This is a genomic window from Neisseria montereyensis (assembly GCF_024834045.1).
GTDB classification, from domain to species: Bacteria; Pseudomonadota; Gammaproteobacteria; order Burkholderiales; family Neisseriaceae; genus Neisseria; species Neisseria montereyensis.
Genome location: NZ_JANUXW010000003.1, coordinates 239,505 through 264,407, shown reverse-complemented (window position 1 = coordinate 264,407; position 24,903 = coordinate 239,505). Strand labels below are relative to the sequence as shown.

Genomic DNA, 24,903 nt, shown 5'->3' with positions numbered 1-24,903 from the left:
AGAATAAAAAGCAGCATGTCTAACTCAATGAAAAATATTAGAAATTTCTCTATTATCGCCCATATCGACCATGGTAAATCTACTCTGGCCGACCGCTTTATCCAATATTGCGGCGGTTTGGATTTGCGCGAAATGAGCACGCAGGTGCTGGATTCGATGGAAATTGAAAAAGAGCGCGGTATTACCATTAAAGCGCAGACTGCCGCCCTGAACTATAAAGCCAAAGACGGCCAAACCTATCAACTCAACTTAATTGATACACCGGGACACGTCGATTTCTCATACGAAGTATCCCGTTCGCTTTCAGCCTGCGAAGGTGCTTTATTGGTGGTGGATGCTTCGCAAGGCGTAGAAGCGCAAACCGTTGCCAACTGCTATACCGCAATTGATTTAGGTGTCGAAGTCGTGCCTGTTTTGAATAAAATCGACTTGCCGGCTGCCGACCCTGATCGGGTATCTCAAGAAATTGAAGATATTATCGGTATCGATGCAACCGAGGCAGTTAGATGCTCTGCCAAAAGCGGTTTGGGTGTCGAAGACGTATTAGAAGAAATCGTCGCCAAAGTTCCGGCGCCGGAAGGCGATGAAAACGCACCTTTACAAGCCATGATTATTGATTCTTGGTTTGATAATTATGTCGGCGTTGTGATGCTTATCCGAGTGAAAGAAGGCCGTCTGAAACTCAAAGACAAGCTGCTATTTATGAGCACTAAGGCGGAAACCCAAGTCGAGCAATTGGGGGTTTTCACGCCTAAGTCGGTTCAAAAACAAGAATTATCCGCCGGTGAGGTAGGTTTCTTGATTACCGGCCTGAAAGAGCTGCATACCGCCAAAGTCGGCGATACCATCACCTTAGCGGCCAACCCGGCGGAAAAACCGTTACCGGGCTTCCAAGAAGTGCAATCGCAAGTTTTTGCCGGACTTTATCCGGTGGAAAGTCACGACTACGAAGCCTTGCGCGATGCGCTGGAAAAATTACAGCTTAACGATGCCTCGTTAAAATTCGAACCGGAAGTTTCCCAAGCCTTAGGTTTCGGTTTCCGTTGCGGCTTCTTAGGATTGCTGCACCTTGAAATCGTTCAAGAACGCTTGGAACGTGAATTCGATATGGACCTGATTACCACTGCACCGACGGTGGTTTATGAAGTGTTATTGAAAAACGGCGAAAAAATAGAAGTGGAAAACCCTTCTAAGCTGCCTGATATCGGTACTATCGAAACCATATTCGAGCCGATTATTACGGCAACTATTTTGGTGCCGCAGGAATATGTCGGCGCGGTGATGACTTTGTGTAATCAAAAACGCGGCGTACAGCAAAATATGCAATACATGGGGCGGCAGGTGATGCTGACTTATGACTTACCAATGAACGAAGTGGTGATGGATTTCTTCGATAAGTTGAAATCCACTTCGCGCGGCTATGCTTCATTGGATTACGAATTTAAAGAATTTCAGGCGGCCGATTTGATTAAACTCGATATTATGGTAAATGGTGAAAAAGTAGACGCATTAAGCTTGATTGTTCACCGTTCCAATGCCGTATATCGAGGCCGTGAATTGGCAGCGAAAATGCGTGAGTTGATTCCGCGTCAAATGTTTGATATTGCTGTTCAGGCGGCCATCGGCAGCCAGATTATTGCCCGTGAAACCGTTAAAGCACTGCGTAAAAACGTATTGGCGAAATGTTATGGCGGCGATATTACCCGTAAGAAAAAGCTGCTTGAAAAACAAAAAGCCGGTAAACGCCGCATGAAGCAGGTAGGCAATGTGGAAATTCCGCAAAGTGCATTCTTGGCTATTTTGCAAGTGGGGGATAAATAATGACGAACAACCTATTATATGCTGCGATTGCCGCCTTTATTATCGGCTTATTGATGTTTGCGAAGAGCAATAAAGAACGCGAAGAAACCGGCGAATGGAGCAACAGCCTGCAATGGGGCTATTTGCTGATGATGGTCGGTGTTTTCGGGGTGTTGTCTGCTTTTATGAGCTTTACCGCCGTTTTACTAATCTTTGTGTTGTTTACAGGGGTGGTTTGGTTTATTCATAAAAGCCGTCTGAAAAAACAGGCCGGACAGGCACGCGCCAATCACTTTTTCGATTATATGAGCGGCTTCTTCCCGATTATCTTATTGGTATTCGTATTGAGAACTTTCGTGGCAGAACCTTTCCAAATTCCGTCTAGCTCTATGCGGCCGGGTTTGATTGTGGGTGATTTTATTTTGGTGAATAAATTTGCCTACGGTATCCGCACGCCGATTATCAATAATGTTTTGATTCCTACCGGCAAAGTAGAGCGCGGCGATGTGATTGTGTTTAATTATCCGGAAGACACCAAAATCAACTATATTAAACGGGTTGTCGGGTTGCCCGGTGATACGGTTGAATACAAAGATAAGGTTTTAACGGTGAACGGGGTGGAAGAAAAAGATATTCCCGACGGCATGTATCGTTATCCGGAGGATCAAAACCCTGAAATAATACGCGAAGCACAATACTACCAATCCAATTTGGATAATCGTGAATTCGCCGTATTGAAAATGGAAGGTTATCCGTCTGTAGATATCGGTTCGCTGAATTTTGTACAACATCGTATGGAAGAAGAAGGCATTGATAGCGGCTTGGCTGAAAACTGTCGTTATGCCGAAGATGGTAGCGGCTTTGTGTGCAAAGTGCCGGAAGGAAGCTATTTTGCTTTGGGTGACAACCGCGACGGCAGCTCCGATTCTCGTTATTGGGGATTTATCAACGATAAATTGGTTGTCGGCAAAGCTTTCTTAATTTGGATGAATTTCAACGATATGAGCCGTATCGGCCAAACCATTCATTAAGTTTTTTAAAAATAAAAAAGCCGAAGGTTATCTGATTTTTTTCAGACGGCCTTCGGCTTTTTATTGGATATTTTGTTTTGAATAGCTAAATGAAAATCCCAAGCTTTTGGGCTTGGGATTCATATCTTGGCAGAGAGGAAGGGATTCGAACCCTCGATACGCTATGAACGTATACACGCTTTCCAGGCGTGCGACTTAAACCACTCATCCACCTCTCTATGGAAGGTCGGATTATACGGCGTTTATTTTATACTGGCAACATGCGTTTTTGCTTAAAATGCGCCGAAATAATGAAACAGATAAATAATAAATGCCAATAAGGGCAAAAATAGAACGGCAGTTTGTTTAGCCAAAACATTTTCATTTTTCAAGCGGTGTTTGATGACCTCAAACAAAACAAACTTAAATAGAAAAACAATCTCACATGCGATGGCAATACCAAAAATCAAATAATTTGCCTGATCATGCGGTTGGGTTAAAATCGATACGGCAATGGTGGCTGCAGGAATGAGACAGATAACCAGCCAGCGAATCAGCATATTTTTTGAAGTTTTTGTTTCTGTATTTGCCATATTTAAACCACTTTTTCATGAATTGAGAAGAAAACGGTAGCCGGCGGGTACGCACTATGCGATACCGTTTTGTTTGTTTTCCAATAATTCCCAACGCTCCAGCTTTTCCAATAGTTCCATTTCGATTTCTTCGGCACGGTTTTGTAGTGTGCCGGCTTTTTCGTAATCTTTGAAAACATCAGGATCGGAAAGTTGGCTGTTGATTTGTGCCTGCTCGGTTTCTAAAGCGGCAATTTCTTCAGGCAGGGCATCTAATTCGCGTTGCTCCTTATAAGAGAGTTTGACCGTCCGATTGGCTTTAGGTTTATTTTTAACGGGTTGGTTGTCGGCAGGTTGAGTGCTTGCAGCGGTCTGAAGATTTTGTTCCCGCTGTTTGGCATCTATATAATCCTGATAACCGCCGATATATTCTTTCAGACGGCCTTCACCTTCAAAAACAATACTTTGTGTAACCACATTGTCTAAAAACATCCTGTCATGGCTAACAAGAAAAACAGTGCCGGAATAATCGCGCAGCAGTTCTTCCAATAATTCTTGGGTGTCGATATCCAAATCATTGGTGGGTTCGTCAAGCACCAGTATATTGGCCGGGCGGGTGAATAGTTTGGCCAGCAATAGGCGGTTGCGTTCGCCGCCGGAAAGTGAAGAGACGGGGCTTTGGGCGCGGGCAGGGTGGAATAAAAAATCTTCCAGATAGCTCATCACATGTTTTTTCTTGCCGCCGACTTCCACATAATCATTGCCTTGGCCGAGTGTATAGAATACGGTATCGTTTTCATTAAGCGCGCTTCTGAATTGGTCGAAATAAGCCACTTCCTGTTTGCTGCCCAAACGGATTTTACCGCTATCAGGTTGCAATTCGCCGAGTATCAGTTTTAAGAAAGTGGTTTTGCCGATACCGTTCGGGCCGATTAAACCGATTTTGTCGCCACGTTGGATAATGGCGGAAAAGTCTTTCATAATCACTTTATCGCCATACCCGAATGAAGCATGTTCCAATTCGGCAATAATTTTGCCGCTTTTCTCGCCGCTATTGAGTTTGAAATTAACCTGTCCCTGCCGATCACGACGCGCAGCACGTTGTTTACGCAACTCTTCCAAACGTTTGACACGCCCTTCATTTCTTGTACGGCGGGCTTCTATGCCTTTGCGTATCCATGCTTCTTCTTGTGCATGGAATTTATCAAATAAACGATTGTGCTCGGCTTCTACCGCCAATTCTTCGGCTTTCTTTTCGGTATATTTGGAAAAGCTACCGGGGTAAGAGCGCAAAATGCCGCGATCCAGTTCGACAATACGGCTGGCGATATTATCGAGAAAACGGCGGTCGTGGGTGATGACAATCAGGCTGCCGCTAAATTGTTGTAATAAATTTTCCAGCCAGATAATGGCCTCAATATCAAGGTGGTTGGTCGGCTCGTCAAGCAGTAATATATCGGGTTTTTGTACCCATGCTTGTGCCAAAGCGACACGTTTTTTCTGACCGCCGGAAAGGTTGCCGATACGTTCGTTTTCAGGCAGTCCCAATTCGCTAATGGCTTGTTTGATGGCGGCATCAAACTGCCAACCGTCGTGCGCTTCGATTTCGGTTTGTAATGTATGCAGTTCTTCAAGCAGTGTTTCGTTATTGGCATTGGCGAGTTGTCGGCTGACTTGGTGGTAACGGCTAAGCAGAGCGTGCAGTGCGCCCAATCCCTCCGCCACCACATCAAACACATAAGCTTCGGCATCAAAAAACGTTTCTTGAGGTACATAAACGGTTTTTAAGCCGTTTTGTAAAATTAATTGGCCGTCGTCCGGTTTTTGAACACCCGCTAAAATTTTTAAAAATGATGATTTTCCTGCCCCGTTTCGCCCGATAAGGCCGACTTTTTCACCGCTATCGAGTTGGAATGAGGCTTTGTCGAGCAGGGCGACATGGCCGACGGCAAAGGAAAGGTTTTCTGCTTGCAGGATATTCATAATTTTTGTGGGCAATAAAAAGAGGTATATTTTAACTGATTTTAAAACAACAGGCCGTCTGAATATTCAGACGGCCTTAAACCTAATGATTTTGGTTTATATCAAGCATCATTATTTCATAAAGCTACCGGCGGTCGGTTTTCTTCTACTGCCGGAACTTTGGCTTTTAGGCTTACCGGACGCAGGTTTTCTGTTTGAAAATTTCTTGTCGCCGAATTTTTTCTCGCCGAAGCGTTTATCGCCGGATTTGCGGCCGCCCCATCCGCCTTTTCCTTTTCCGGCAGGCTTAGAACGTTTTCTGGTCGGCTCCATGCCTTCGATAGTCACTTCAGGCAGTTTTCTATTGAGGTATCTTTCAATTTTATGAACCTTAATGTATTCATTGACTTCGGCAAAAGTTGCCGCTAAGCCGGTACGGCCTGCGCGACCGGTACGGCCGATACGGTGAACATAATCTTCTGCCTGTTTGGGCAAGTCGTAGTTGATAACGTGGGTAATGGTTGGTACATCAATACCGCGTGCGGCAACGTCTGTCGCTACCAAAATTTTACAGCGGCCTTTACGCAAATCCATCAATGTGCGGTTACGCCAGCCTTGCGGCATATCACCATGCAGGCAGTTGGCGGCAAAGCCTTTTTCATATAATTCGTCTGCCAAAACTTCGGTCATGGCTTTTGTCGATGTAAAGATAACACACTGGTCGATATTGGCATCGCGCAGAATATGGTCGAGCAGGCGGTTTTTGTGGCGCATATCGTCGCAATAGATAAGCTGCTCTTCGATTTTACCTTGGTCGTCGACACGTTCTACTTCGATAACCTCAGGATTTTTAGTGAGTTTGCGTGCTAACTTGCCTACTGCGCCATCCCATGTTGCCGAGAACAATAAGGTTTGACGGTCTTCCGGAGTAGCGGCAACAATGGTTTCGATATCTTCAATAAAGCCCATATCCAACATACGGTCTGCTTCATCGAGAATCAGCACTTCAAGGCGGTTGAAGTCGACTTTTCCGCTTCTCATCAAATCCATCAAGCGGCCCGGAGTGGCCACAACCAAGTCAATCGGTTTGCTTAAGGCGCGCAATTGATAGCCGAAAGAAGAACCGCCGACAATACTGACCGTACGGAACCATTTCATATTTTGAGAATAAGTGAGGGCATTTTTTTCAACTTGCGCGGCCAATTCGCGGGTAGGGGTGAGTACCAATGCGCGAGGGCCTTTACCGGGTTTTTCGCTGCGTTTCATCAAACGCTGTAAAGTCGGCAATAAAAAAGCGGCGGTTTTACCCGAACCGGTTTGTGCCGAAGCCATAATATCGCGGCCTTCTAAGGCATAGGGAACGGCTTGTGCTTGAACGGGAGTAGGGGATGTGTAACCGGCAGAGGTTAGAGCAGATAAGAGGTTTTTATCGAGGTTTAAATCGGTAAATTTTAAAGACATGTTTTTCCTGAACGGACACAACAACACATTTCCCGTTTGAAATATTCAAACGGTCTTGAAGCTAAAGATAACGTACGCACATAAAAAATGATATACGCAGGGTTGTCGCAGACACTGTTGGCCTGTAGTTAACATCGGCGACAACCTGCAAGGTATTGCTTTAGATACATAATGATAAAAGCAAATCAGAAAGCCTTTAATCAGGCTCGAAGGAAGTTGGCTGAAGACGATGGCTTCAAAGCAAAGATTTCAATTTTAAATTTTTATAAATGTTTAGTCAAGTGAAACAAATTTAATTTCAAAGCGATGGATAAAATATTTCAATAAAGGCCGTCTGAAACTACCCAACTAAACGGTTTTCAGACGGCCTTTATTAATTGAAGAGGATTATTCATGACGAACAAAAACCAAATCCCAAACACCATGCCCTAAGCGTTTGCCGCGCGCTTCAAACTTGGTTTCCGGACGGTATGCCGGTGTAGGGGCATATTCTTCGGCGGTATTTTGCAAGCTTTCAAAACTGTTTAATACTTCAAGCATTTGCACTGCATATTCTTCCCAATCGGTTGCCAAGTGGATATAGCCGCCCGGTTTGAGTTTTGGCAGTAATTTTGCAACAAAAGGAATTTGGATCAAACGGCGTTTGTTATGGCGTTTTTTATGCCATGGGTCGGGGAAGAAAATATGAATACCATCCAGGGCGTTATCTGCCAGCATATTATCGACTACTTCGACAGCATCATGACGCATCACGCGGATATTGTTGACTTTTTCTTCTTCAATTAGCTTTAATAAATTACCGACACCGGGGCCGTGCACATCAATAGCCAGAAAATCTTTTTCGGGCAGCCTTTTGGCGATTTCTAAAGTGGCCGTGCCCATACCGAAACCGATTTCCAATACTTTGGGATTAGGGCGGTTGAATAAGGTGTTTAAATCCAGTGTTTGTGTTTGATAGTCAACGCCGAATTGCGGCCACATGGTATCAATGGCACGTTGTTGGGCGGCGGTCATATGGCCTTGGCGTAATACGAAGCTGCGGATGCCGCGTTTGGGGCTTTCGGCATCTGAAGGTTGGTGCTGGGTTTCGTTGTTTTCAGTCATCATTTTATATATTGTCTTTATTCATCATTAAAGGCCGTCTGAAAGTTTGGAAATGCTTTCAGACGGCCTCTGCAAACATTATTGTTTGTTACTCTTCGGATTTATTGGCTTCATCATCAGAATCGGAAGAAGAGGCTTCACCGTTTGGATTTTCTTCATGGTTGCTTTCGGCAGCCACATCGGTTTCGTTTTCTTCGTCTTCTTCAGGCTCGGCAACGCGCTCTAGGCTGACTAAGGTTTCGCCTTCATCTAAGTTAATCAGCTTCACACCGGCAGCGGCACGGCCTGTTTCGCGGATTTGATCTACTTTGGTGCGAATCAATACGCCGCCGCTGGTAATCAGCATTAAATCATCTGCTTCGGCAACCAAGGTGGCCGCTACCAAATCGCCGTTTCGCTCGCCGGTATTGATAGCGATATTGCCTTGTCCGCCTTTACCTTTGCGGCTGTAATCGCTAATCGGTGTACGTTTGCCATAGCCGTTGGCAGTCGCGGTTAAGACTTGCAGATCCTCTTCTTCGGATTCGGGCGGGAAAGTAATCAGGCTGACGATGCGACCGTCTTTGGGCAAGCGCATACCGCGTAGGCCGCCGCTACCACGTCCGGACGGGCGAACACCATTGCCTTTGAGCACCAGCGTATCGTTGCCGTCATCGGTTTCGGTTTCATCGCTGCCGTTATCGTTCAGGCCGTCTGAATCTTCGCCATCCAATTCATCATCGGTTTCATGGGTACGTTCGTAGTATTCATTAAAGCGTATGGCTTTACCCAAGTTCGAAAACAGCATAATGTCGCAGGTTCCCGATGTTTTGGCCACGCCGACCAATGAATCGCCTTCTTTTAAGGCAATCGCTTTGATGCCTTGGCTGCGGACATTTTTAAATGCGCTTAACTGGATTTTTTTCACCATGCCTTGTGCAGTGGCGAAGAATACATATTCGTCTTCCGGGAAATCACGCACAGCTAAAATAGCGCTGACTTTTTCGTCTTCATCCAATTGGATGACGTTATTAATCGGCCGACCTCTACTATTGCGTCCGCCTTCTGGCAGTTTGTACACTTTAATCCAGTGGCATTTGCCGAAGTTGGTGAAACACATCAGATAGTCATGCGTATTGGCAACGAATAAGGTTTCAATAAAGTCTTCGTCTTTGGTGGCTGCTGCTTGTTTACCGCGCCCGCCACGGCGTTGCGCCTGATAATCGGTGGTCGGTTGGGTTTTGATATAGCCGCTATGGGTGAGGGTAACCACCATTTCGCGCGGCGGTATCAAATCTTCATCGGCAATGTCGCCGCCGAACGGATTGATTTCGCTGCGGCGTTCATCGCCGAAACCACTTCTGATTTCTTCCAATTCTTCGTGAATGATTTGGGTAACGCGTTCGGGTTTTGCCAAAATATCGAGAAAATCAATAATGTGTTCCATGATATTTTTATAGTCGGCAATAATGGTATCTTGATCCAATCCGGTTAGGTTGCGCAAGCTCATGCGCAAAATGGCATCGGCTTGTATTTCGCTTAAAAAATAACCGCCGTTTTGCAAGCCTAAACCTTTGGGCAAACCTTCCGGGCGTGCCATTTGCAAATCCAAATCGGTACGCGAAAGCATGTCGCTCACCAAGCCGGACTGCCAAGGGCGTGCCAATAGTTTTTCTTTGGCTTCGGGGGCGTCGGCCGACTCTTTAATCAGTTGGATCATTTCGTCGATATTGGATAGCGCAACGGCTTTACCTTCGGCGATATGGCCTTCATGACGGGCTTTTTTCAGGCGGAATAAGGTGCGGCGGGTGACCACTTCACGGCGGTGGCGCAAAAATTCCGACAAAATTTGTTTCAGATTCAGCAGGCGCGGCTGGCCGTCGACCAAAGCCACCATATTGATACCGAAACTGTCTTGCAGCTGGGTTTGTTTATAGAGCTGGTTTAAGATAACTTCGGCGTTTTCGTTGCGTTTTAATTCGATAACGACACGCATACCCGATTTATCGGATTCGTCGCGCAGGTCTGAAATGCCTTCCAGTGTTTTGTCACGCACCAGATCACCGATTTTTTCAACCAGCTTGGCTTTGTTCACCTGATAGGGAATTTCATCAATAATAATGGCTTCACGCTCACCGTTTTTGCCGATGGGTTCGATATGGGTTTTACCGCGCATTACCACACGACCGCGGCCGGTTTTGTAGCCTTCGTGTACACCGCTTAAGCCGTAGATAGTCGCGCCGGTGGGAAAATCGGGGGCTTTAATGGTGCTGATTAGCGCTTCGATATCGGTTTCCGGGTCTTCTAATAGCTGTAGGCAGGCATTGATGGTATCGGTTAGATTATGCGGGGGGATATTGGTGGCCATGCCGACGGCAATGCCGGAAGAACCGTTAACGAGCAGGGCGGGGAAACGGGTGGGTAAAACCAGCGGCTCGTGTTCGCTACCGTCGTAGTTGGGGCCGAAATTAACGGTTTCTTCTTCGATATCGGCCAACATTTCATGGGCGATTTTCGCCATACGGATTTCGGTATAACGCATGGCAGCGGCACCGTCGCCGTCGACCGAGCCGAAGTTACCCTGACCGTCAACCAACATATAGCGTAGCGAAAACGGCTGCGCCATACGCACAATGGTTTCATAAACGGGGCTGTCGCCATGAGGGTGGTATTTACCGATGACGTCGCCGACAATACGGGCAGACTTTTTATAAGCGCTGTTCCAGTTGTTTTTCAATTCGTGCATGGCGTATAAAACGCGGCGGTGCACCGGTTTTAAACCGTCCCGAACATCAGGCAGCGCGCGGCCGACGATAACGCTCATAGCGTAATCGAGGTAGCTGCGGCGCATTTCGTCTTCAAGGCTGATGGGGATGGTTTCTTTTGCGAAGTGATGGTCGTTGCGGATGGTTGCGTCGGTCATAATCAGTTAGATATTTTATTCGGAATAATTTGGCGTAATTTTAACATGAAACCGGCTTGGATTGGTGGATAGCAAAGAATCTTTATGATGAAGATGTTACGCCATCATGATAGTATGGTTATTTATCGTAAACATCTGTTTCAGACGGCCTATTCGGTTGCACCTTCAAGCCCAACACCTTTACAATACCGACATACCAACTTTAGGAGAACGCGCAATGCGCCGTATTCTTTTATGCGCTTCGGTTTTAATGGCCGCTCAGGCATTTGCCGCACCCCGCGCCATGAAAAACGCACTCATTAATGACCGTTATCAGGAAAGCGAGGCGGAAAAAAACGCCCGCGAATTTAAAGAAGCCGAGCTACCTTTACCAGCTTTTCCGGATATGAACAGCGAGGGCTGGTTCGATATTTATGCAGGTAATACTTTTAACGGACAGCCGAGAATCTTATTAGAGAGTATCACCCCCGCCGAAGACGGCAGTATCCGTTATATATTAAATGCCCGCTCGAGCCGTGGTTATGACAACCTGAGTGCCGAAGGCCTTTTCTGCGCAGCCACGACATCATTTTCCAAAGATGCCAGCAAACGTTCGTCGTTTAAAGTATATGCATACGGCGATACGGTAAACAAACGCTGGATTCCTTTGAGAAAGGGCGAATGGAAATCGATTGGATCAATTTTAAATGATGCCGACCCGATACACGGTGTGCTTTATCGTTCATTCTGCGAAGACGGCAAGCCTTCGACAGCAGAGGGTTTGCGCGAACGGATAATACAACGTGCCGGAGATAGGAATCTTACTTTGCGTAATTTGTATAAATAACTGTTTTTATAGATAAAGGCATTTATTGAAAAGAGGCCGTCTGAAAATATTTCAGACGGCCCCTTTATTTAAAATAAGATAAAAATACCTATCCAAATCGCGATGAACTCAAAGTTCAAAAACTTCCCGCCGTCGTAAATTTTCGGGCAGATTGAATGTTCCGGTAAGATTTTGTTGATTAAGGGCTTTTTCCACAAATCGGGTATCGAACAAAACTTCTGCAGCTTCTGCCGGATTTAAGTCGAGTAGAAATTGGTTGACGCCGGCGAGGTGTGTTTGTTGTAGCAGTTTTATCAGCATTTCGCTGTAAGACGGGAACGGATAGGGTTGGAAATCAATCCGGTGTTGGTGCCATTCGGGGTGGTGGATGGCGCCGTCGCGGTTGTATTCGGCCCAAACTACCGGCTCCGGCTGCAACACGCTGCGTAAAACGGCGGCATCGTGGGGGGTATATTTTTGAATGCCTTGTTTGGCGAGTAGGGCGGCGGTTTCCACTCGGTGGCTCTTCGCCCATGCGGAAGCCTGTACCAATGAATTGATCACGCCCTGAACCCAATCCGGGCGGTTTTGAATATCGTGATCGTGCATCATCGATAGGCAGCAGGCATGGTCTTTCCAGATGTCGCCGCTGAAGCGCAGCACTTTGCCTACGCCTTTGGCTTCTGCCAATGCGTTAAACGGCTCGGCCACAATAAAGCCGCCAATCTGGCCGGAAGCCAAGCCGGGCACCATATCGGAGGGCGACATAACGGCCAGGCGTATTTGCCCGGCTTGGGGGTCTTTTTCAACCACTTCTAATCCGGCCTGCCGTATCATCTGCTGCACAATCACATTGTGAATCGAATACCAAAACGGAATCGCCACGGTTTGCCCTTGTAAATCATGTACGCTTTCGATTTCGGGGCGGACGGTTAGGGCGGAGCCGCAGGTATGGTTCCACATCAGCGCGCGCACCGGGGCTTTGCTGCTGTAGCGCATCCAAACGCTCATCGGGGAAAGCACATGAATAAGGTTCACCTGACCGCTCAGAAACGCTTCTACCAAACTGGCCCAAGAGCGGAACAAAACGGGTTTTACCGTTTCAATGCCGTTTTGTTGAAACAGGCCGTTGCCGTGTGCCACTAAGAGCGGGGTTGCATCCAGAATCGGCAGATAGCCGATGGTGAGCGGGGCATCGGGTTCGGCAGCGGCACGCTGAGTACAGGCTTGCAGCAACGGCAGGGCGGCGCTTGCGGTGAAGAGTGCGGAAAGTTTGAGAAAGTCGCGGCGGGTGTGCATGAGCATATTCCTATTTTCAGACGGCCTGAATATTGATAAACCGTTTTACAATCAGGCCGTCTGAAAACCGGTGTTTATGCTAGGGTTTTTATGGTGAATTAAATAATAAAATCAACAGTGTTTGCTTGAATATTGTATTGTTGCGCGTCGTGTAGCGATTTTAGGATTTCACTGCGCATCATGCTCATTTCCCATAGTTTGTCATGGCGAGGGAAACTGTATTCCGGCTGCCAGATGCCGAGTATATGGCCGGGCATGCCGCCAATCAGGATAATGCGGTCGGAAACCAATAGGGCTTCGTCAATATCATGCGTTACCATCACGGCGGCGGTTTGGCGGTGTTGGATAATTTGCCGTAATAAATCCTGCATCTGGGTGCGGATAACTTCGTCGAGTGCGGAAAACGGTTCGTCAAGCAACAATACTTGGGGCTGGCGGGCCAGTGCACGCGCGAGGGAAACACGTTGCGCCATACCGCCGGAAAGTTCGCTGGGGAATTTATCGGCGGCATGACCGAGGCCGACTTCCTGTAATGCACTTTCTACGCGTTTATTTAATTCGGCCGCATCAAGTTTAGGCTGTTTTTTAAAATCCAAGCCGAATGCCACATTATCGCGCACATTCAACCACGGCAATAAAGAGGCCGTCTGAAACATAAAGCCCACACGCGGATGCGGTTTTTCTATGGCTTCGCCAAACAAACTGGCGCTACCTTCAAGCGGGCGGTTTAGCCCGGCCAACACCCGCAGCAGCGATGATTTGCCGACACCGCTGGGGCCGAGCAGGCTGATAAGTTCGCCGGGCGCGATATCCAGTGAGAAATCTTGCAAAATGGTTTTCAGACGGCCTTGTTCTTGATAACCGAGTGAAAGGTTTTGAACGGAAAGTGCATGCATTATTTTGGCCGTTTCAAATAGAGAACTCATCGCTACCCATAAACTCGAGTTCGCTGATTTCTTTTAATAAGTGTTTGAGTGCGGGGGTAACAATCGCCACAAAAGCCGCTTCACGGGCACGGCGTTGTACCGGGCTGCTCATCAGATAGCCTTTGGCACCGGCATGTAAAACGGCAGATTGAGCGGCATCCAATGTTAAAACGGAAATGTCTGCACGCAATTGCAGGGTTTCCAACATATTGGCTTGATTTTGATCGGCATCATCGGCCAGTTTTTTGGTTTTTAGCAATAGCGTATGGTGGCGTTTGCTTAATTCTTCGATACCGTTTTCAAGGAAATAATTGGTTTCACTGCCGACATTGGCGATTTCGATTTCTTTCAGGCAGTCGTCGATAATGCCTTCCGCCATACCGTTTTGCAGCAAAATAAAGCCCGGTTTGATGATTTTAATATAGTCTTCAAACTGGTCGGGCTCGGCTAAAACGTCTTCATGCGGTACAAAAACATTGTCGAATTTAATGCCGAATGTGCGCGTGCCTTCGAGTGCGCAAAATTCCGGGCATTCAATCAGCGAAACGCCTTCGTGTTCCGCACCGGTAATAAACATCACATAGCCGTCGGGTGTTTGGGCGGCATTGGCCCAAATATGGTTGTCGCCAAGATTGGAAACCCAAGGCAACATGCCGTTAACGATATAGCCGCCGTCGGCCGGTTTGGCTTGAAGCAAATGCGCTTCAATATCGGCAAGATGTTTTACGGTATTCGACATACCGGTTCCGGCCAATACTTTGGCGCTCAACACATCGGGCAGATAACGTTTCACCGATTCGTTGGGCGTTTGGTGCAAATACCAAGCGCAGGCAGCCTGACACCAAGCCGAGAATGCCGTTGCACCGCAGGCTTTACCGATTTCACGCAAAACATCGATTTGCGTTGCCAATCCCAAACCGCTGCCGCCTTCTTCTTGGCTGCCGACACAGGCAAAACCGCCTATCTTGCCTAATTCGCGTAAAAAAGATTCGGGGTAAAGGCCTTTGCGGTCGATGTCTTCTACTAAAGGTCTTAATTGCGTGTTAACCAATTCGGCAACGTTATGCAGCAAGCTGTCACGAGACATGGGGTTCTCCGGTATGTGTCATCAAATATTCGGGGGAAAATAAAACAAATAGATGGTTTTTTAAACAGGCCGTCTGAATATGGATTTCAGACGGCCTTATCAAACAATATCGGCTGATTAGGCGTAGTCTTTCAATTCGGGGTTGATATCGCTTTGAGCCAGATTGTTGGTGTAGTTGCACAAAGTAGCCAAAGCCACACCCATCACCACTTCAACAGATTGTTGTTGGTTATAACCGGCATCTAAGAAAGCTTTCAATTCGGCATCGGATACTGCGCCTTTATTGGCCATTACTGCCAAGGTGAAAGTTGCCAACGCAGCCAATTTGGCATCATCAAACTCTTTCGGATCTGCATCGCGGCTGGCTTTAATCGATTGCTCTGAAAGCAGTTTTTTCAAAGTAGCCAATTTGGTATGGCCGGCTTTACAAAAACCGCATTGGTTGGTTTGAGCGGCAATAATTTGCACCACTTCTATTTCACCGGCAGTTAAGCTGGTTGCGGCATTCAATTTGCCGACTTCTTGGTAAAAAGCCAATGCTTGCGGAGCGTTGGCAAGCACACCAATCAGATTGGGCAAAAAGCCGTTGGTTTTTAAAGCGGCTTCCACGCGCGCTTTGGCGGCTTCGGGGGCGGTTTCGACGGTGTGTACGGTTAAACGGGCCATTAAGGTGTTTCCTTTTCTAGAAAAAACTTAAAATAAACAGATGGTGGCGGCAACTATTCGGAATAGTATTTTCCCAAACAATGCCTGCCTATATTAGTTCTTCTATATAATTAGGGTGTTCGGTTTTAAATGCAAATAATAATTCATTATTTGCATAGAACTCATGATTATATAGACAATTAAAAAAGCCCTCAGAATACCTGGGGGCTTGGCTTTATTTGCCGAATGTTTCTTCATATGAGGCCGTCTGAAAACCGGCTTGGAAATGGCCGTTATGGTTTAACACCGGCCGCTTAATCAAACTGGGATTTTCAACCATCAGTTGAATGGCACCTTCTTCGGTTTCGGCAGCAGCCTGTTGCTCGCTATTGAGTTTGCGCCAAGTGGTACCGCGCTTATTGAGTAAAACAGCCAGATCAATATCTTTTAGCCAGCGCTTAATCAAGGCTTCATCAGGCGGGCTTTTTTTGAAATCGACAAATTCATAGCCGACATGGTTTTCATCCAACCATGTGCGGGCTTTTTTAACTGTATTACAATTGGTAATGCCGTATAGGGTAGTCATGATTAATCCGTTTGTTTTTTTCAGATGGCTTCTATTGTAAGGGCGGACATAGGGTTTGTCATGCGCGGGAAAAACCGCTATGCTGTTCCCATTTGTATGGATGCTTGAGGAGTGTGCAATGTTTAAGCAGATTTTTACTGTTTCCGCCGTTTCCGCCGCTTTATTATTGTCGGCTTGTTCCGATAATAACGGCGCGAGTAATCGTGCTTTTGAAAAAGCCATTAACCGCTATGCAGAACAACAACGTATCTGCGTACCGTTAACGTTTAATGTGCAAAACAGCGGCATCACCAATAACCGCGTGGTAGTTGGTGCGCCGCAGATTAGAATTGTCGAACGTAATGCAGACGGTAAAAGAGTTAATAAGCAGGTGCTTGATCAGATAGATGTATTGGATGACGAAGGTTTCTATCGGAAAAGAACAACGGAAACCATGGCCGCACCAAATGGCAGCGGTGACGTGAAAGTAGCCGTTTATGAATTAACCGACAAAGGCAAAAAACAAATCAGACGCGGCCGTATGAGACCGTTAATGTGTGTCGGCAAGCAGAAAGTCGTGAAAGTGAATTGGTTTACCGAGCCGACAGCTTCTAACGGTTTAACCATTTCCAAAGTATCTTATGAAGTTAAAGTCGATGCTGAAAAATGGGCGGAAAAAATGCTCGAAAAAGGCGGTAGGCCTTGGGATCATCCCGATATGTCGCGCACCATGACCGCAACGATGGTGAAAACCAACGATGGCTGGCGCAATATCCGCGAATTACGCTAAAAGGCTGAGATTTCAGACGGCTGCTTTTTTTGATAATAAATAAAGCAGCCGTTTAAATTTTTCAAAATTTTTTCTAAAATAATCCAATATAAAAAGCCGTCTGAAAATATTCAGACGGCCTGTTTCATATACGGAGCAGTCAATACTGCTGTTTTGACCTTTCAAGGTTAATGGCAGCAGCTGCTTTTACCGCCTCCGCCGCAGCGGTCGCAACCCTCACAGGCGGCGGAAGCTGCGTTTTTCGGTTTGAATACATATCTACGCAATACATACCATGCGCATGCGGCAACAATAATGCCGACAATAATATATTGTACCATTAGAATATCCTCGATGTTACTTGATACACAATAAATGCAAACAGATAAGCCAACGCAAACAGATACATCGTAATCATCACCGTTTGTGCACTGGATTTGGTTTCACGTTTGATCACAGCTATCGTGGCCATACACATCGGCGCATAGATATACCAAGCTAGGAAGGCGAATGCTGTCGGCAACCCCCAATTACTATGAACAATCGGAATCAACGCATTTTGTACGGCATCTTCCGATCCGGCACCTACGGCATAAACCGTACCCAATGCAGCCACCACCACTTCGCGCGCGGCGATACCCGGAATCATGGCGATACACATCTGCCAAGTAAAGCCGATAGGTGCGAATATGGGTTCGAGATAATGACCGATAATACCGGCAAAACTATAATCAATAGCGGCTCCGGTGGCGCCTTCGGGTGCGGCAGGGAAGCTTACTAACGCCCACAATACAACAGTTAACGCAAAAATAATAGTACCGGCACGTTTTAAGAACGCTTTCACCCGATCCCATAAACTGATCATAATGTGTTTGAAGTTAGGCATACGGTAAGTCGGCAATTCCATTAATAGCGGGAATTGCTGAATACTGCCTTTGCCGCGTGCAATCAATTTCATCGCATAAGCAGTGAGTGCGGCAGAAGCGATACCGGCCACATATAAACCGAATAAGGTTAAACCTTGCAGGTTGAACACACCCCATACCGTTTGGGACGGAATCACCGCCGCAATAATCAGGGCATAAATCGGTAGGCGGGCGGAACAGGTCAACATCGGCGCAATCATAATAGTGACCAAGCGTTCGCGCGGGTCTTGAATGGTTCGTGCCGACATTACCGCCGGAACGGCGCAGGCAAAGCTGGAAAGTAGGGGAATGAACGATCTACCGGATAAACCGCTTTTCGACATCATATTGTCCAAAAGAAACGCCGCGCGGGGCAGATAACCGGAATCTTCCAATAGCAGAATAAATGCAAACAAAATGGCAATCTGCGGTAAGAACACCAACACACTACCCAAACCGGCAATCACACCTTCAACAATCATATCCCGCAGAATGCCTTCCGGCATGACTGTTGCGACCCATTCTCCGAGCGAGCCGAACCCGCCCTCAATCATATCCATCAGCGGTTCCGACCAAGAATAAACCGCTTGGAACACCAGCAGCAGAATCACCAATAAGATGGCAAAACCCCATACCGGATGCAGTACAACCGCATCTAAGCGACGGTGCCAGTTGGGCATGTGCATTTCCGTACGCACCACCTGATGCAGGATATCTTCTACTTGTTCATACAGTTGGTTACTGTCCAAATTGTTTAATACCTGTTCGACTTCTTCCGGATTAATCGGTTTTTCCAAACGGCGCGGTAATTTGGCAACCGCTTCACGAACGGCATGAATACCGTCTTTGCTAACGGCAACGGTTTCCAAAACGGGCACGCCTAAAAGTTCGCTTAATTTTTGAGCGTCGATTTTCAAACCGCGTGCGCGAGCCACATCGCTCATGTTCAATGAAATTGCCATCGGCAGGCCGAGCGTTTTCAATTCCAACATCATGCGCAGCGTCATCCGCAGGTTGGTGGCATCGGCTACGGCGATAATCGCATCGGGTTGTTGGCCGAGTTTACCCAAAACCACATTGCGCACAACGGCTTCATCCAAGCTGGTGGTGCGCAGGCTGTATGTGCCGGGCAAGTCGATAATATGAATGGATTTGTCGTCGACAAACACCCCTTCACGGCGGTCGACGGTCACACCGGGATAGTTGGCGACTTTGGCGTGTGCGCCGGTTAGGCCGTTAAATAATACGGTTTTACCGCAGTTTGGCGCACCAATTAGCGCAAAATAACTTAAAGATACTGCTTCGGCACTCATTGGGTTCCTCTCCTAAAACTAAAAACTAAATATTTTTTGATATCTGTTTGAAAACAATAAATCTTCCAGACGGAGTTATAAAGCCGTCTGAAACTTAAAATTAAAAATCACTTAAAAATAAAATATTTATTGTTGCTGGGTTTCTTGCGTCAACCGACACATGATTTTGGAAGCTTCGGGCTCGCGCAAGGCAAATTGGGATTGGTTGCCCAAACGTACGGCAAACGGCCCTTTACCCAAGCCGCCGACAGCCATTACCTTTAAAGACATACCGTTAGAAAAACCTAAATCGCTCAGACGGCGTGTAACCAAGAAATCAAGTTCGCCGAACTCAGGGTTTTCCTGAATAGATTCGATATAGGCGGAAGCACCTTTATGAAGATTTGATAGAGGAATGGCAGACATGGTATTTAACCTTTTTTATGTTGATTAATTTAAATTAAAAACAAGGTGGAAACAGGCATTCTCACTCTAAATGCAATTAATATTGATATTTTTTCTTATTTATTTTTTATCTTAATCCCTTTTAAATCCATATTCAATCCAAGTTGGAAATATTACTATATATGATTATTGTTATCGTAATTTAATTTTTAAAAAAATCTATATTTATTAATTAAAATCAATTTATTAAATATCTTGATTAAAATATAAAATGCAATCGTATTATTCATTTTTTTTAAAAATAATGAAGATTGTTTGATATTTATCAATAAAATTAACGCCTAAACATATTGGTTTTACCAAGCTGCCGTGGTAATTGGTATGCGTCAATATCTGCATAGTAGCTATGAAATTTTCCCAACTGCCTTATTCAATAAAAAACAGTTTGATTTTATATGTGTTTAATTTACTTAAATTGAATATATTGATGTATTTTTTAACTTTTCATTACCATAAAAACCATATTTTTCAGACGGCTTAAAAGGGATTGAACTAAACAATACCGATAAACAACAAAAAACCCCGACAATACATGCCGGGGATTTTATATTGCTCAGTCTATTATCAAAAATAATCTTCCCGCCGGTTACTCTTGCCGAATACCGCTTCGCGTGCTTCGCGGACGCAAAGTCGGTTGTAGGTTATCCGTTGCTGTTGATTATTGTCGAATACCGTCACATCCATTTCCGCCCGCTTGCTAACGTGTTCGGCAAAATGATTTTTAATCGCCGACCAATAGCGGTTTTGAATATGGACAATGGCAAACATATCGGCGGAAATGCTGATGCCGACACTGGATAATTCTTTAGACGATTGTACGCAAAAGCCGGTATCGGCAAAAAAACAGCAGTCCGATTCTTCGCTGTAACGGAATAATTCGATTTTTACACTGTCGGGATCGGCAAACACGGCGGCAAACAAGCGTTCGAATACCGAAGGCTGCATCACTCCGTCGCTGAGCATGCCGTAAAGATTGGCCAGCCAGCGGGTGTAGCCGTCGGGGGAAAAAGCAAAATTTTGCAGTATCCGTGCGACACGTTCGTGTGGGCGGGCGGCAATCAGCGTCACAAACTCAGTGCTGATATGCGGTAGTTGCCGCCATATGGCTTTATGCAAATGATTGGCGAACAGGCTGTTGTGGTTATAGGGGTTGCGGAAAATGCCGAGCATTTTCAGTTGCAAAATCCGCCATAAGGCTTGGGGGACTTTCTGCTTGCCGCTGCGGATGGTTTTCAGCATATTGCAGGCATCTTCATAGCCGCTTTCATAACGGCTGAACCAGTTTTCCAGATTATATTGATTACCGCCGTTGCCTTCGACAAAGGAAAGCGTATAGAGATTGTTGACCTCTAAATTGTTTTCAATATTCACGCTATTGGCCTGACCATGATAAGGCTTTCTGAACATTTCCAAACCGAAGCGGTAAACGTTTTGATTTTGCGGATTAACATGGGTATTAAAAGCATGCTGGCGTTGTTCGGTTTGGGCGATAAAGTGGTGGCCTTTGGTAACATTGGCCGTGAGCAGTGCGTAAGGCTTTTCTTCGCATACGGGCGGTTCGCAATCACTGAGAATAAACGCTTGTTTCATTTTTTCAGACGGCCTGTATTAAAAACACGTTGCCATCATAACCGTGCGCAATAACTCTTTACAAGCCATGTAAAAAAAGATGTCGGTATAAATAATGGTCGATAGTGTTCCAAACCTATGGCCGTCTGAAAAATCGGATAGGCGGCTTATTTAAACCGCCGTATTATCGGTATGTTTTTTTGATTTATTTGCTTCGCCGTTATTTGCTTCTATTTTTTCAGAGGCCGGTGGGTTGGGTCTGAACGTCGGTTTGAGACGGATATAAAGTGTCCGTTTGGCAATGGCAACGGTTTCGCCTTGTTTGTCGAAAATACGGACAGGCATTTCGGGCAGGTATTTCTCGCCGTTTTTGGTGTGTTCGTAAATATCCTCCAGCATTTCATCGGTAATATTGCACTCAATAAATACTGCGCCGCGGCCGGGCTTGATAAAGTCGATATGGGCGGATTTATCCCAAACATAATAACGTTTGCCTATCATGCCGTTGAGCATGGCGGAATAAGAGGCATCGGTTAGCGCAAACAGGCTGCCGCCGAATTGGGCACCGTGAACGTTGCGTGTGCTGGCCCAGTCTTTGAGGGTGGCTTTCATGTGTCGGAAATCATCGGAAAGCTCGGTAATATGGATGCCGCTGAAAAATAACGGCGGCCAGATGTTCAATAAAAATTTGGTAAATTTGGCACTGTCGGTGCGGATTCTCATTTTAAGCATAATGGTTTGTGCACATATCCGGTTGATGTGGTTAACGGCAAAAGGGCGAATATTGTTTAAGTATAATGGGATAAATCCCCAATTCTTTTTTATAATGATAAGCGCATTCTGTTTCAGACGGCCGTCTGAAACAGAATGCTTATTTTTATTATGATGCTTTGGCTTCCGGTTGGAAAAACAGCCGTTCTTGTTTCAAGATATGGCCGTCTGAATCGGTGAGGTCGATATCGGCGGCTGAGAACTTGATCACCACCAAACTGATGCTGCCGGTTTCGGTAAGCGCACTATTAATAAATAAACCGACATCTTCATCATTGTGCATTACCGCCGCTCCGGCTGCTTCCAATGCCGTGCCCGATAATACCGCCAAGCCGCGTTTTACCTGTCCGCGGTATTGCGCCCGTGCAATGATTTCTTGGCCGGGATAACAGCCTTTTTTGAAGTGTACGCCGCCGATAGTGTGTTGGTTGAGCATTTGGGCGACGCAGGTTTCCGTGGTTGCGGCGCTAATCCACGGATAGCCGCTGGTGATTTCGTGTACATTCCAAAGGTTTTCCACACCTTTATCGTATGCGGGCAGATTCTCTTCGGCACCAATATTCAGACGGCCTTGATGGGGCAGGGCAATCTGCCAGACACCGTTTTCTTCGGTAGCGGGAAACGCCAGCGAAGGTGCTTCGGCAGCGTGGGGCGGTATATCATCCGGTAAGCTGCCTGCAGCGGCATAGCCCGGCAACGGTTCAAAAACCGCTTTGGCACGCAATACGAACATCCGCAAACGTTTCACAACGGTTTCCACCAAATCGGCAGCCATCGCCAATAATAAATCTTCACCACGGTTGAGCACCACCATATTGGCGATTACGCGGCCTTTGGGCGTGTTATAAGTGGCATAGCAGGCTTGGTTAGGCGGTAGATTGTTAATATCGTTGGAAAGCTGTCCGTGTAGGAAAGTGGCGCGGTCGTCTCCGGATACGCGCACAATACCGAAAAAAGGTAAACGGGTCTGCATGAAACTTATCCTTAGTGTGTGGGGTTATATATGGGTATTCTATCGCCAAACAGCTCGAATAACCAAGCGCCTCATCTTTAATGCCAAAATGATATTATCAAATAAAATCCGGCTCATGTTTACGGATTCTGAAAAAGAAAAAAATCATGTCAATACGCTTTCAGATACATCATTCCGAATGGTAATAAATTAAGATATTATCGGGTAAGATATTAGCCCGTCTGAAAGCAATATTTAAGATTCGTTATGATAAATACTTGGCTTGACAGGGTTATTATTTCCAGCGGCTTTGTCAAGTGGTCAAATATTTATCCACATGGCGTCACAATTGATTTACCAAAATAGCCATGAAGATACTTGACAAGATGAAATACTATGTAACTTTTTGATAAATATAAAATTTATTAATTGGCTTAATTTTTGGGCAATTGTGTGCAAGGCCTGATTTATCGGGGCAAATACGACAATTTCACAGACTATCCACAAATTTATCCACAGCTTTTGTGAATAATGCGGGAAACTCTTTTAAAATCAGGCTGCCGCCATTTTTTTGAAAACATCAAGCCGTCTGAAAAAATATTTAAAAAGATTTCAAACGGCCTATTTTAATCAAATGTCATTGCTAGGATTCTTTCAAATCATATTTTTTGGAAACCACCTTACCGTAGAGTACCCAACCGGCAAATACGGCCAGACTGCCCCAATACATCGCTTCCATACCCGAACTGTATAAGGCATAAAAACTGTATAAATTACCGATAAACGCAATAATATTGGTCACTATCATTTCTCTGGCAGGTACATGGGCCGATTTTTGTAAAACAATAATGGATGACATCGATAAAATATAAGGAATCACATTGGTAACCACTGCCAGATTCACCAAAATATCAAATTGTCTGCCCAAACTCGGGCTGATGGTCATCATCGCCAATGCAGTTTGAACGGCGGCAATAATCAACATACCGACAATCGGTACATTGTGTTTGGTGGCAACGCCGAAAGGCCTGATGAAATAACCTTCGTCGGCACCGGCTTTAAATACTTGCGCAATAGTAAATTGCCAGCCGAGCAGGGAGCCTGTGCAAGACATAATCATCAATGCAATCACCATCTGACCAATGGTATGGTTAAACATAGTGGCAAAAACCAAACCGAACGGCGCGTCTGAGGCGGCCAATTGCGCATTAGGAATAATACCCGCCACCACATTGGTCGAAACAATATAGATAATGGCCGTAATCAAGGTTCCGCCCAGCACGGCAATCGGAACGTTTTTCTCAGGATTATCCACCGCTTCGGAGTTGGCGCAAGCCGATTCCAATCCGAGAAACGCCCATAAGGTAATCGCGATAGAAGCCGGAACGGCTTGGGTAAGCGGCATATTATGCGGGTTCCATGCACCGGCATACATATCGGCGCTAAACCAAAACCAACCGATACAGGAAACGCCGATAACCGGAATCACCACGCCCCAAACGGTAATGCTGCTGATTTTGCCGGTAATGGAAGCACCGCCAAAGTTTGCCGCCATCGTTGCCCAAACAAACGCAATCGTCATCAGGGCAACTTGCAACGGCGACAGATTCCAACCCATAAACACACTGAGATAGCCCACTGCGGTAATTGCGATGGCCACATTGGCAATCAGCAGCGATACCGCATAAGTATAGTTGGCCATAAAGTTGCCCGATTTACCGAACGAATACTCGGCATAGCCGCCCATACCGCCGGTGTTTTTACTAAAGCGGCCGCATTTGGCAAACGCATAGGCCAAAGCCATAGAACCGACGGCAGTCACCAGCCAAGATAAAATCGAAATAGTGCCGACCTGCGCCAATTTGCTCGGCAACATAATAATGCCGGAACCCATCATATTGACCACAGTGAGGATAGTGAGCTGTAACACACTCATTTTGCTTCTGGAATTTGCCATGATGCTATCCTTTTCTTTTAATTGTTAAAAGGAATTGTTTGAGAAAAGAAAGGCAGAATAGGCCGTCTGAAAACAGTGTTTATCA

Annotated in this window: 21 protein-coding genes and 1 tRNA gene; 4 read left to right on the top strand and 18 right to left on the bottom strand. The window is 46.0% G+C overall.

Annotation, left to right across the window (positions count from 1 at the left end):
- The first annotated feature begins 27 nt into the window (after window positions 1-27).
- Both lepA and lepB read left to right on the top strand, forming a co-directional pair.
- Complete coding sequence (gene lepA / locus NXS09_RS05540) at window positions 28-1,821, top strand: translation elongation factor 4 (protein ID WP_259291561.1); 1,794 nt, start codon at window positions 28-30, stop codon at window positions 1,819-1,821.
- Window positions 1,821-2,831, top strand: a complete 1,011-nt coding sequence (gene lepB / locus NXS09_RS05535; RefSeq protein ID WP_289623070.1) for a signal peptidase I — start codon at window positions 1,821-1,823, stop codon at window positions 2,829-2,831. The genes lepA and lepB overlap by 1 nt, the downstream gene beginning before the upstream one ends.
- Before the next feature lie 127 nt (window positions 2,832-2,958).
- Here lepB and NXS09_RS05530 read toward each other — a convergent pair.
- From NXS09_RS05530 to gyrA, 6 genes are all read right to left on the bottom strand, one after another.
- Window positions 2,959-3,049, bottom strand: a tRNA-Ser gene (locus tag NXS09_RS05530).
- 54 nt (window positions 3,050-3,103) lie between these two features.
- On the bottom strand, window positions 3,104-3,403 hold the full coding sequence (locus tag NXS09_RS05525) for a hypothetical protein (protein ID WP_259291560.1): 300 nt from the start codon (window positions 3,401-3,403) through the stop codon (window positions 3,104-3,106).
- A gap of 54 nt (window positions 3,404-3,457) precedes the next feature.
- Complete coding sequence (locus NXS09_RS05520) at window positions 3,458-5,365, bottom strand: ATP-binding cassette domain-containing protein (protein WP_259291559.1); 1,908 nt, start codon at window positions 5,363-5,365, stop codon at window positions 3,458-3,460.
- Between the two features lie 111 nt (window positions 5,366-5,476).
- On the bottom strand, window positions 5,477-6,805 hold the full coding sequence (locus NXS09_RS05515) for a DEAD/DEAH box helicase (RefSeq protein ID WP_259291558.1): 1,329 nt from the start codon (window positions 6,803-6,805) through the stop codon (window positions 5,477-5,479).
- Window positions 6,806-7,192: 387 nt separating this feature from the next.
- Complete coding sequence (trmB, locus tag NXS09_RS05510; RefSeq protein WP_259291643.1) at window positions 7,193-7,909, bottom strand: tRNA (guanosine(46)-N7)-methyltransferase TrmB; 717 nt, start codon at window positions 7,907-7,909, stop codon at window positions 7,193-7,195.
- Window positions 7,910-7,997: 88 nt separating this feature from the next.
- Window positions 7,998-10,811, bottom strand: a complete 2,814-nt coding sequence (gene gyrA / locus NXS09_RS05505) for a DNA gyrase subunit A (RefSeq protein ID WP_259291557.1) — start codon at window positions 10,809-10,811, stop codon at window positions 7,998-8,000.
- Window positions 10,812-11,028: 217 nt separating this feature from the next.
- Here gyrA and NXS09_RS05500 point away from each other — a divergent pair, with 217 nt between their 5' ends.
- The gene (locus tag NXS09_RS05500; protein ID WP_259291556.1) at window positions 11,029-11,637 is read left to right on the top strand and encodes a CNP1-like family protein; all 609 of its coding nucleotides are present in this window, start codon (window positions 11,029-11,031) and stop codon (window positions 11,635-11,637) included.
- A 108-nt stretch (window positions 11,638-11,745) separates the two neighbouring features.
- Here the strand turns inward: NXS09_RS05500 and NXS09_RS05495 are convergent, their stop codons facing one another.
- The 5 genes from NXS09_RS05495 to NXS09_RS05475 form a co-directional block, all read right to left on the bottom strand.
- Window positions 11,746-12,915: an ABC transporter substrate-binding protein gene (locus tag NXS09_RS05495; protein ID WP_259291555.1), complete on the bottom strand. Its 1,170-nt coding sequence runs from the start codon at window positions 12,913-12,915 to the stop codon at window positions 11,746-11,748.
- Window positions 12,916-13,013: 98 nt separating this feature from the next.
- Window positions 13,014-13,811: an ABC transporter ATP-binding protein gene (locus NXS09_RS05490; protein WP_259291554.1), complete on the bottom strand. Its 798-nt coding sequence runs from the start codon at window positions 13,809-13,811 to the stop codon at window positions 13,014-13,016.
- 13 nt (window positions 13,812-13,824) lie between these two features.
- Window positions 13,825-14,928, bottom strand: a complete 1,104-nt coding sequence (locus tag NXS09_RS05485; protein ID WP_259291553.1) for an acyl-CoA dehydrogenase family protein — start codon at window positions 14,926-14,928, stop codon at window positions 13,825-13,827.
- 117 nt (window positions 14,929-15,045) lie between these two features.
- Entirely contained in the window at window positions 15,046-15,594 is a 549-nt protein-coding gene (locus tag NXS09_RS05480; protein ID WP_259291552.1) for a carboxymuconolactone decarboxylase family protein, read from the bottom strand.
- A gap of 214 nt (window positions 15,595-15,808) precedes the next feature.
- On the bottom strand, window positions 15,809-16,159 hold the full coding sequence (locus NXS09_RS05475) for an arsenate reductase (RefSeq protein WP_259291551.1): 351 nt from the start codon (window positions 16,157-16,159) through the stop codon (window positions 15,809-15,811).
- A 79-nt stretch (window positions 16,160-16,238) separates the two neighbouring features.
- On the opposite strand from NXS09_RS05475, the gene NXS09_RS05470 reads away from it, so the two are divergent.
- Complete coding sequence (locus NXS09_RS05470) at window positions 16,239-16,928, top strand: hypothetical protein (protein ID WP_259291550.1); 690 nt, start codon at window positions 16,239-16,241, stop codon at window positions 16,926-16,928.
- Between the two features lie 167 nt (window positions 16,929-17,095).
- Here NXS09_RS05470 and NXS09_RS05465 read toward each other — a convergent pair whose 3' ends face one another.
- From NXS09_RS05465 to potE, 7 genes are all read right to left on the bottom strand, one after another.
- Window positions 17,096-17,248 (bottom strand): FeoB-associated Cys-rich membrane protein, encoded by a 153-nt coding sequence (locus tag NXS09_RS05465; protein WP_259291549.1) that lies wholly within the window; start codon window positions 17,246-17,248, stop codon window positions 17,096-17,098.
- Window positions 17,248-19,125 carry a ferrous iron transporter B gene (gene feoB, locus NXS09_RS05460; RefSeq protein ID WP_259291548.1) on the bottom strand — a complete coding sequence of 626 codons (1,878 nt, stop codon included), beginning with the start codon at window positions 19,123-19,125 and terminating at the stop codon, window positions 17,248-17,250. Before feoB ends, NXS09_RS05465 begins: the two co-directional genes overlap by 1 nt.
- Before the next feature lie 126 nt (window positions 19,126-19,251).
- Complete coding sequence (locus NXS09_RS05455; protein ID WP_259291547.1) at window positions 19,252-19,530, bottom strand: FeoA family protein; 279 nt, start codon at window positions 19,528-19,530, stop codon at window positions 19,252-19,254.
- A 603-nt stretch (window positions 19,531-20,133) separates the two neighbouring features.
- Window positions 20,134-21,159, bottom strand: coding sequence for a hypothetical protein (locus NXS09_RS05450; RefSeq protein ID WP_259291546.1), 1,026 nt, complete (start codon window positions 21,157-21,159; stop codon window positions 20,134-20,136).
- A 150-nt stretch (window positions 21,160-21,309) separates the two neighbouring features.
- Window positions 21,310-21,870, bottom strand: a complete 561-nt coding sequence (locus tag NXS09_RS05445; protein WP_259291545.1) for a DUF4442 domain-containing protein — start codon at window positions 21,868-21,870, stop codon at window positions 21,310-21,312.
- A 148-nt stretch (window positions 21,871-22,018) separates the two neighbouring features.
- Window positions 22,019-22,882, bottom strand: coding sequence for a CAF17-like 4Fe-4S cluster assembly/insertion protein YgfZ (gene ygfZ, locus NXS09_RS05440; protein ID WP_259291544.1), 864 nt, complete (start codon window positions 22,880-22,882; stop codon window positions 22,019-22,021).
- 622 nt (window positions 22,883-23,504) lie between these two features.
- Entirely contained in the window at window positions 23,505-24,818 is a 1,314-nt protein-coding gene (gene potE / locus NXS09_RS05435) for a putrescine-ornithine antiporter (protein WP_259291543.1), read from the bottom strand.
- Window positions 24,819-24,903 lie beyond the last annotated feature (85 nt).

Excerpts from the sequence above, each read along its gene's own strand:
- lepB (WP_289623070.1), top strand. The coding sequence starts at position 1,821 with ATGACGAACAACCTATTATATGCTGCGATTGCCGCCTTTATTATCGGC.
- potE (WP_259291543.1), bottom strand. The coding sequence starts at position 24,818 with ATGGCAAATTCCAGAAGCAAAATGAGTGTGTTACAGCTCACTATCCTC.
- trmB (WP_259291643.1), bottom strand. The coding sequence starts at position 7,909 with ATGACTGAAAACAACGAAACCCAGCACCAACCTTCAGATGCCGAAAGC.
- NXS09_RS05480 (WP_259291552.1), bottom strand. The coding sequence starts at position 15,594 with ATGGCCCGTTTAACCGTACACACCGTCGAAACCGCCCCCGAAGCCGCC.
- NXS09_RS05465 (WP_259291549.1), bottom strand. The coding sequence starts at position 17,248 with ATGGTACAATATATTATTGTCGGCATTATTGTTGCCGCATGCGCATGG.
- NXS09_RS05490 (WP_259291554.1), bottom strand. The coding sequence starts at position 13,811 with ATGCATGCACTTTCCGTTCAAAACCTTTCACTCGGTTATCAAGAACAA.
- NXS09_RS05445 (WP_259291545.1), bottom strand. The coding sequence starts at position 21,870 with ATGCTTAAAATGAGAATCCGCACCGACAGTGCCAAATTTACCAAATTT.
- NXS09_RS05515 (WP_259291558.1), bottom strand. The coding sequence starts at position 6,805 with ATGTCTTTAAAATTTACCGATTTAAACCTCGATAAAAACCTCTTATCT.
- NXS09_RS05475 (WP_259291551.1), bottom strand. The coding sequence starts at position 16,159 with ATGACTACCCTATACGGCATTACCAATTGTAATACAGTTAAAAAAGCC.
- lepA (WP_259291561.1), top strand. The coding sequence starts at position 28 with ATGAAAAATATTAGAAATTTCTCTATTATCGCCCATATCGACCATGGT.
- NXS09_RS05495 (WP_259291555.1), bottom strand. The coding sequence starts at position 12,915 with ATGCACACCCGCCGCGACTTTCTCAAACTTTCCGCACTCTTCACCGCA.
- feoB (WP_259291548.1), bottom strand. The coding sequence starts at position 19,125 with ATGAGTGCCGAAGCAGTATCTTTAAGTTATTTTGCGCTAATTGGTGCG.
- NXS09_RS05520 (WP_259291559.1), bottom strand. The coding sequence starts at position 5,365 with ATGAATATCCTGCAAGCAGAAAACCTTTCCTTTGCCGTCGGCCATGTC.
- NXS09_RS05455 (WP_259291547.1), bottom strand. The coding sequence starts at position 19,530 with ATGTCTGCCATTCCTCTATCAAATCTTCATAAAGGTGCTTCCGCCTAT.
- ygfZ (WP_259291544.1), bottom strand. The coding sequence starts at position 22,882 with ATGCAGACCCGTTTACCTTTTTTCGGTATTGTGCGCGTATCCGGAGAC.
- gyrA (WP_259291557.1), bottom strand. The coding sequence starts at position 10,811 with ATGACCGACGCAACCATCCGCAACGACCATCACTTCGCAAAAGAAACC.
- NXS09_RS05525 (WP_259291560.1), bottom strand. The coding sequence starts at position 3,403 with ATGGCAAATACAGAAACAAAAACTTCAAAAAATATGCTGATTCGCTGG.
- NXS09_RS05485 (WP_259291553.1), bottom strand. The coding sequence starts at position 14,928 with ATGTCTCGTGACAGCTTGCTGCATAACGTTGCCGAATTGGTTAACACG.
- NXS09_RS05470 (WP_259291550.1), top strand. The coding sequence starts at position 16,239 with ATGCTGTTCCCATTTGTATGGATGCTTGAGGAGTGTGCAATGTTTAAG.
- NXS09_RS05500 (WP_259291556.1), top strand. The coding sequence starts at position 11,029 with ATGCGCCGTATTCTTTTATGCGCTTCGGTTTTAATGGCCGCTCAGGCA.
- NXS09_RS05450 (WP_259291546.1), bottom strand. The coding sequence starts at position 21,159 with ATGAAACAAGCGTTTATTCTCAGTGATTGCGAACCGCCCGTATGCGAA.